Below are 8229 nucleotides of genomic sequence, written 5' to 3'. Positions count from 1 at the left end.
GCACAGTTTAGAGGAGTCAGAGAAATTACATTTTTCCTCTACAGACTATCTAAAATTTATGCATAAATCTTACTAGTCCCCTAAAATTATACTTGACCCGAAGTCAGCCCAGAACAAAATACTGAAGGTGGAAGATGTTTTCATTATTTCGTCTTTAATTAACAATAATTCGTTGTTATCAGACGAAAGTCAAATCACTTATAAAGATACATTTATTTATTGTTTCACAGACTGTTGGCTGTAAATCTGGTCAACACTTTTTGGTTTTTTGATTTGTTATCCGATTTGTTGACGTTTTTAATCAAAACATATCAATTCTTATGATATTCTTAAAACCAGAAAAACCTGTTAATCATACGATTAACAGGTTTTTGGTATAGATTGATACTATAATTTGTCGGGGTGGCAGGATTCGAACCTGCGACCTCCTCGTCCCAAACGAGGCGCGATAACCGGGCTACGCTACACCCCGAATTGGTTATCTTATAATTGCAATATTATTAGAAATTTTTTTCTACTCTCGCAATTTGCGGAGAGACAGGGATTCGAACCCTGGGTACCTATTTCTAAGTACGACGATTTAGCAAACCGTTCCTTTCGGCCACTCAGGCACCTCTCCAAATTTCTCTATAAGAACGTGCGTATCTAAACGCGGATGCAAATGTATATTTTCATATACTATAATCCAACATTTTTTTTACTTTTTTTATCCCTTTTTATGTAACTATCTCATTCTGGATATTCTACCCTCAAATGATAAATATTTCTAAGCTTCTGTTTCATCACTTTTTTAATAATTTCTATCTCTTTGAAGGTAATATTGGCATTTAAAAATTGATTTGCATTTACCTGGCCTGCTATAATTTTATCTACAAACTCATCAATTATTACATAAGTTGGGTTTTTTAAACTTTTTGAAGCCGCTTCTACGGAATCTGCCATCATTAAAATTGCTGTTTCTTTAGAAAAAGGTAAAGGTCCTGGATATCTAAAATCTTTTTCATCTACCTCTCCATGCAAATCCAAATGTTTTTTATAAAAATAATACACCAAAGTTACTCCATGATGGGACCGAATAAAATCTATAACTCTATCTGGTAATTTATTTTTTCTTGCTATTTCAATACCATTAATAACATGATCAATAATAATTTTGGCGCTGTCTTTGGGCTCTAATTCATCATGTGGGTTCGCATTGGTAACTTGGTTTTCTGTAAAAAAAGTAGGATTGGCCATTTTTCCTATATCATGATATAACGCCCCTACTCTAACCAACATAGCATTAGCACCTATTTCATTAGCTGCTGCTTCTGCCAAATTAGATACTTGTAAAGAATGATGAAACGTTCCTGGAGCTTTATTAGAGAGCTCTTTTAGTAGCTTAGAATTTGTGTCTGATAACTCCAACAAAGAAACATCAGACACCAGACCAAATACTTTCTCATAAATATAAATTAAAGGTTGCACAAAAACGGTAGTAATCATTCCGTTTAGCAAAAATAAACTCAACGTTATCCAATCTAAATTATTTAGATTACCCTCATGAATTACATGAAAAGCCAAGTAACCAATTATATATATAAATGTAATCTGACCTATAGAGATAAATAAATTTGCTCTCTTATATAATTCTGAAATAGTAAGTATAGTTACAACACCAGCGATAATCTGTAAAAAAATGTACTCAAAACTATTTGGAACAATAAAACCTAATAATAAAACCGTTAATACGTGCACTATTAAAGCTAACCTAGAATCAAAAAAGGTTTTTAATATTAAAGGTAAAATACACAACGGAATTACAAACACGTAAGCCTCCTCATATTGCAACATGAGCGTTGTTACAAAAACAAATAAAAGTATATTAAAAAATATAAAAGTAACCTTGGTATTATTTTCAAAAATGGAGCTTCTATATTTTCTAATAAATAACAAAAGCATCATTAACACAAGAGCCACTAATACCGTATACCCAATAATTATATAATAAAAATTATATTCTGACCATAGTTCTGATTCGTATTGAGCCTTTAAAGAATCTAATACCTTAATTTTATCAGCTTTAACAACTTCTCCTTTTGTTATTATAACATCCCCTTCTTCTATTGCCCCTCTTGTATATGATATTTTAGACAAAGCATCTTCCAAAGATTTGTCAGACAGCTCTTTGTTATAAAAAATATTCGGTTTTACGATTTTTTTAAAGAGAGTATTATAAAAGCTCTCAAAATTAGATAATCCTTTTTGTGAAAGAATTTCACTTATGTATTTATTTAAATGCGGTACATTGGGCAAATCTACTACTTCAACTTGTTGGGCCGAATTATTCTTGACTATATAAATTAAACTAGAAGTTTCTTTAATATCCTCACCAGAACTTAACCCTTTACTATACAACACCTTTAGAATCTCCCTTCCTGCCTCATCCAATGTTATACGCTGTTCTCTGGAATACGTCTCTTTATCAAAAATCGTTAAAAAATTATTTACATACTCCTTAGAAACACTTTTTTCGATTGCCTTTCTTGCGCGATAATAAGGAATTTGGCTTTCGACAATATTCTTCTTTTCAAGCGCTATTTCTGAATCTGTTTTATTTACCGAAAAATCAAAAGGAGCATACAAGTTTTCGAACTGCCACGGTTTTCCTTTTTTGTACTCATACTTAAACTTACCTCCTTTAGGGAAAAAGAAAACAATAAAACAAATAGATACTATATATAAACCGTATTTGTAGATATGGGACTGATTTTTATAAATATTGTCCAAAGATTTTCGCATAAGTAATAGTATCTAGTCTCAAAAATAGAAAATAATAACATTAAACAACCAATTATAGGTAGAACCATTTTCTATGAAGTTTAATTTATTAAATTTACGAAAACGTTTAAGCAGACTAAATTCATGAAAAAAGTAGTAATAGTATCCGCCGTAAGAACTCCTATTGGTAGTTTTATGGGTGCATTATCTAGCATCCCAGCCCCCAAATTAGGCGCTATAGCCATTAAAGGCGCTTTAGATAAAATAAGATTGAGTCCCGATAAAATTGAAGAAGTAATAATGGGGAATGTAATACAAGCTGGCACAGGACAAGCTCCGGCTAGGCAAGCGGCTATATACGCCGGAATTCCCAATACTGTTCCTTGTACTGCTATTAACAAAGTATGCGCTTCTGGAATGAAAGCAGTAATGCAAGCAGCGCAAGCTATTGCACTAGGAGACGCTTCTATTGTTGTTGCAGGTGGAATGGAAAACATGAGTCTTATTCCTCATTATATACACATGAGAAAAGGGGTTAAATTTGGCCCTGCTTCCATGATAGATGGCATGCAAAAAGACGGCTTAGTAGATGCGTATGACGAAAATGCTATGGGCGTTTGCGCAGATGCTTGTGCCGCAGAATATAAATTCTCTAGAGAAGATCAAGATAATTTTGCCATACAATCTTACAAAAGATCAGAAGATGCATGGAAAAATGGGCTTTTTACAAATGAGGTAGTTCCTGTAGAGGTACCTCAACGAAGAGGAGAACCTGTACTTATTACTGAAGACGAGGAATATAAAAATGTAAGGTTAGAAAAAATTCCTTCATTACGCCCTGCATTTACTAAAGAAGGCACCGTTACAGCAGCGAATGCATCTACCATAAATGACGGAGCCGCTGCTTTAATTCTAATGAGTGAAGAAAAAGCTAAAGAGTTAAACATAAAACCTATTGCTACAATTAAAAGTTACGCTGACGCTGCTCACGAACCAGAATGGTTTACTACAGCTCCTGCTAAAGCATTACCAAAAGCATTAGAAAAGGCTAATATTTCTATTTCAGATGTAGATTATTTTGAATTTAACGAAGCTTTTTCTGTAGTTGGGCTTGCTAATATGAAAATATTAGGATTAAACGATTCTAATGTAAACATTAACGGTGGCGCCGTTTCCTTAGGACACCCCCTTGGATGTTCTGGTGCTAGAATATTAGTTACCTTAATAAACGTTTTGGAACAAAAAAATGCTAAAACAGGTGCCGCTGCTATATGTAACGGCGGTGGTGGTGCTTCTGCTATAGTTATAGAAAGAAGCTAATTAAATACCTAAAGTATTAAAAAAAGGGTCTTCCACCAAGTGAAAGACCCTTTTTAATAGTATTGAACAAAAGGATTACTCTCCTAACAACTTCTTTAATCTCATGAAGTTTTCATTATCCCCCATTGCGCCATAGATATTTTTTAACTGAGTTAATATACCTTGGTTATCTGGATTTGTCTTTAAAGCTTCCTCTAAAACACCAGCTCCTTCTTTAAATAAATCATCTTTTTGTTGCTTTAACTCATCATAACGAGCAATATCCGCTCTTGAGTTTCCTAAAGAATTCATTTCATCGATTAATCCATTACCTTCATTTACATATGTTGTAGAAAGGTTTAATTGCGCATTAGTATACCCTGGATCAACTTCTAATGTTCTTTTATAAGCAGCTCTTGCTTCTGCAATATTCCCCTGCTCCATATTAATTACACCAATATTATAATGCAAATCTGGATTATCTGGCGCCACATCAACAGCCTCCGCCATTAATTCTTTAAATTTTTCTTTATCTCCTAATTTAAAATAAAGATTAGCTTGATTTAGAATTAAATTTACATCTTTTGGATCATTTACTCTTGCTGCTTTATAAGCCTCTAAAGCCTTATCGTCTTGACCCAATTGCGTATATATTAAAGCTGTATTCTTTACAATTTCAGCTTTTTTAGAAGGTATTTTATCATCTACAGGATCCTTATATGTACCAGATTTAACCATTAAATCTCTTTGTACTTTATCCATTTCTTCACTCTCTCCTGAAGCAATATTAGTAGCTTTATATACTATTGCGCTACCATCGTAACCAACTTCTTGTAATTCATTATAATATTTTAAAGCATCCTCATAATGCCCCCCATTTACTGCACTACTCGCTGCATAATACAAATAAGTGGTGTCCTGTGGACTTAAATTATAACTTAGATATAGCTTTTCTGCAGCTTCTTTGAATTTTTTAGCCCCGTTATCCGCTACAGCTGAATTGACTAAATCGGAAGTTATAGCAGCCATCTGTTGCTTAGTATCTGAAGAATATTTGGCTTTACCGCTTTCTTCTTCAATTTTTAAAACCTTTTGAAAAGAAGCAACTGCCTCTTTAAAAGCTCCATTATCGCCTTTTTTAGCAAGGTCTGCATATGTTTTTCCTCTTAAAAATTCATATTGCGCTTTTACTTTTGCTTCTGCATTAGCAACTAACCCCGAAGCAGCTTCTAAAGATGCTTTTGCAGACATAGAATCTCCTCCTTTTAAAGCTTTATCTGCTGCTTTTAATTCACTCTTCTGGGCAAACCCTACCATGGTAAAGGACATTGCTGCCAATAATATAACTTTCGTTTTCATTTTTACTCTATTAAAATATTAGTTTTTGTTTATTATTTACTCTTCTGTTTCTTCTGTGCTATCCTTATCAATTGCCGTGCCACCTTCTGCATCTACCTCTATATCAGATGTTTCCCCTTCATCAATTTCATCTTCATCCTTCATTACTTTTGCTACAGCCGCAATAGAGTCATTTCCTTTTATGTTAATTAACTTCACTCCTTGTGTAGCTCTACCCATAACCCTTAAGTCTTCTACCGCCATACGAATAGCAATACCCGATTTATTGATAATCATTAAATCATCGGAATCTGTAACATTCTTAATAGCAACTAATCCCCCTGTTTTTTCTGTTATAGATATAGTTTTAACTCCTTTACCTCCACGGTTAGTAACTCTATAATCGTCTATACTAGAACGTTTACCATAACCATTTTCAGAAACCACTAAAAGTTCATCTTCAAAATCATGTATCGTAACCATACCTATTACCTCATCCGTATCATGAGCTAATGTAATACCACGTACACCAGAAGCATTTCTACCCATCGGTCTAGTTTTACTCTCCTCGAAACGAATTGCTTTACCAGATTTTAATCCTAAGAAAACTTGACTAGTTCCTGTTGTTAATTTAGCCTCTAACAATTCATCCCCTTCTCTTACTCCAATAGCATTAATACCATTTTGACGAGGACGAGAATATTGTTCTAAAGATGTTTTCTTAACTACACCTTTCTTAGTAGCCATAATAACATAATGACTATTTACATACTCTTCATCTTTTAAATCTTGCGTACAGATAAATGCTTTCACTTTATCGTCTTGTTCAATATTTATAAGATTCTGAATTGCTCTACCTTTTGATGTTCTACTTCCTTCCGGGATTTCATAAACCCGCATCCAGAAACATTTTCCTTTTTGCGTAAAGAATAACATATACTGGTGGTTAGTACCAACAAATAAATGCTCTAAGAAATCTTCGTTTCTTGTTGAAGAAGCTTTTTGACCAACTCCTCCTCTATTTTGAGTTTTATATTCAGAAAGAGGTGTTCTCTTAATATAACCCGCATGAGAAATAGTTATTACTACTTGCTCATTAGGAATCATATCTTCCATGCTTAAATCTCCGCCAGCATAATTAATTTCTGATCTACGCTCATCACCATACTTATCTTTAACCTCTTGGAGCTCATCTTTAATAATTTGCATCCTACGCTCCTTATTTGCTAAAATATCTTTTAAGTCCGCGATAGTTTTTAAAATTTCATCATACTCTGCACGAAGCTTATCTTGCTCCAGTCCAGTTAATTGACGCAATCTCATCTCCACGATAGCTTTAGATTGAATTTCCGAAAGCTTAAAACGCTCCATCAATTTCACTCTAGCTTCCTCTGCATTTGAAGATGCTCTAATAATAGCTATTACCTCATCAATATTATCTGACGCTATAATTAAACCTTCTAAGATATGAGCTCTATCTTCTGCTTTCTTTAATTCAAATTCTGTTCGCCTTACAACTACCTCGTGTCTATGCTCCACAAAATAGTGAATCATCTCCTTAACATTAAGTAACCTTGGCCTACCGTTAACTAAAGCAATGTTATTTACACTGAACGACGATTGTAACGCAGTGTATTTATAAAGCATGTTTAATACTATATTCGGAACCGCATCTCTCTTAAGAATATAAACGACACGCATACCTTTTCTATCCGATTCATCGCGAATCGTAGAAATACCTTCTATTTTCTTATCATTCACCAAGTCTGCGGTCTTCTTAATCATATCCGCTTTATTCACTTGGTAAGGAATTTCAGTAACAATAATACATTCCCTTCCTTGCACTTCCTCTATTACAGCTTTGGCACGCATTACAACCCTACCACGACCTGTATGAAAAGCTTCTTTTACACCTTCGTATCCATATATAATCCCCCCTGTCGGAAAATCTGGAGCTTTTATATGTGTAATTAACTCTTCAATCTCTATATCATTATTCTCAATATAAGCTATGGTACCATCTACGACTTCCGATAAATTATGAGGCGGCATATTTGTTGCCATACCCACTGCAATACCAGACGCTCCATTTACTAATAAGTTTGGAATTCTTGTCGGTAATACGGTAGGCTCCTTAAGAGAGTCATCAAAATTTAACTGATGATCCACAGTATCTTTATCTATATCTGCTAGCATATCATCTGCCATCTTACGCATACGGGCCTCCGTATAACGCATTGCAGCAGGGCTATCTCCATCAATAGAACCAAAGTTACCCTGGCCATCTACTAACATATAACGCAAACTCCACTCCTGAGCCATACGCACCATAGAATCATATACAGAAGTATCTCCGTGTGGGTGATACTTACCTAAAACCTCCCCGACGATACGGGCAGATTTCTTATGCGCACTACTGGACCGCACTCCTAATTCATACATCCCAAACAAAACCCTTCTGTGCACAGGTTTTAGCCCATCTCTTACATCTGGAAGGGCACGTGACACAATGACCGACATTGAATAATCAATGTAAGCCGATTTCATTTCATCTTCAATATTAATAGGAATCAATTTTTCTCCGTCTGCCATCTTAGAATCTAGTTGTTTTTAATTAGGGTTAAAAAAGCATGCCAATATACTCAAAATCGAAGTCAACAAAGCATTTAACAGAGACTTTATTAAAGAATTTATTAACACTTTAACACCCGCCAACAGTTAATAATTTGATATGCAATAATTTTGCTATTCCATACTTTTTTCGTCATTTAGATATAGTTTAACGAATATAGGTACAGTAATTGCTTATGTTTAAGCTAGATTTAGTAATTT

General features: G+C 34.2%; 4 protein-coding genes and 2 tRNA genes. 1 reads left to right on the top strand and 5 read right to left on the bottom strand.

The window, feature by feature from the left end; translation table 11 throughout:
- Nucleotides 1-397 precede the first annotated feature (397 nt).
- The 3 genes from QZZ51_RS03075 to QZZ51_RS03065 form a co-directional block, all read right to left on the bottom strand.
- Nucleotides 398-472 (bottom strand) — tRNA-Pro (locus tag QZZ51_RS03075).
- A gap of 58 nt (nucleotides 473-530) precedes the next feature.
- Nucleotides 531-619: transfer RNA gene (locus QZZ51_RS03070), tRNA-Ser, on the bottom strand.
- Nucleotides 620-729: 110 nt separating this feature from the next.
- Complete coding sequence (locus QZZ51_RS03065; RefSeq protein WP_291865707.1) at nucleotides 730-2781, bottom strand: HDIG domain-containing metalloprotein; 2052 nt, start codon at nucleotides 2779-2781, stop codon at nucleotides 730-732.
- 123 nt (nucleotides 2782-2904) lie between these two features.
- On the opposite strand from QZZ51_RS03065, the gene QZZ51_RS03060 reads away from it, so the two are divergent.
- Complete coding sequence (locus tag QZZ51_RS03060) at nucleotides 2905-4080, top strand: acetyl-CoA C-acyltransferase (RefSeq protein ID WP_291865704.1); 1176 nt, start codon at nucleotides 2905-2907, stop codon at nucleotides 4078-4080.
- 75 nt (nucleotides 4081-4155) lie between these two features.
- Here the strand turns inward: QZZ51_RS03060 and QZZ51_RS03055 are convergent, their stop codons facing one another.
- Together QZZ51_RS03055 and gyrA are read right to left on the bottom strand one after the other, a co-directional pair.
- Nucleotides 4156-5418 carry a tetratricopeptide repeat protein gene (locus QZZ51_RS03055; protein WP_291865702.1) on the bottom strand — a complete coding sequence of 421 codons (1263 nt, stop codon included), beginning with the start codon at nucleotides 5416-5418 and terminating at the stop codon, nucleotides 4156-4158.
- Between the two features lie 36 nt (nucleotides 5419-5454).
- Complete coding sequence (gene gyrA / locus QZZ51_RS03050; RefSeq protein ID WP_291865699.1) at nucleotides 5455-7989, bottom strand: DNA gyrase subunit A; 2535 nt, start codon at nucleotides 7987-7989, stop codon at nucleotides 5455-5457.
- Nucleotides 7990-8229 lie beyond the last annotated feature (240 nt).

It is taken from the genome of Maribacter sp., from assembly GCF_016744255.1.
Lineage (GTDB): Bacteria > Bacteroidota > Bacteroidia > Flavobacteriales > Flavobacteriaceae > Maribacter_B.
This window is presented reverse-complemented; position numbering and strand designations above follow the sequence as displayed.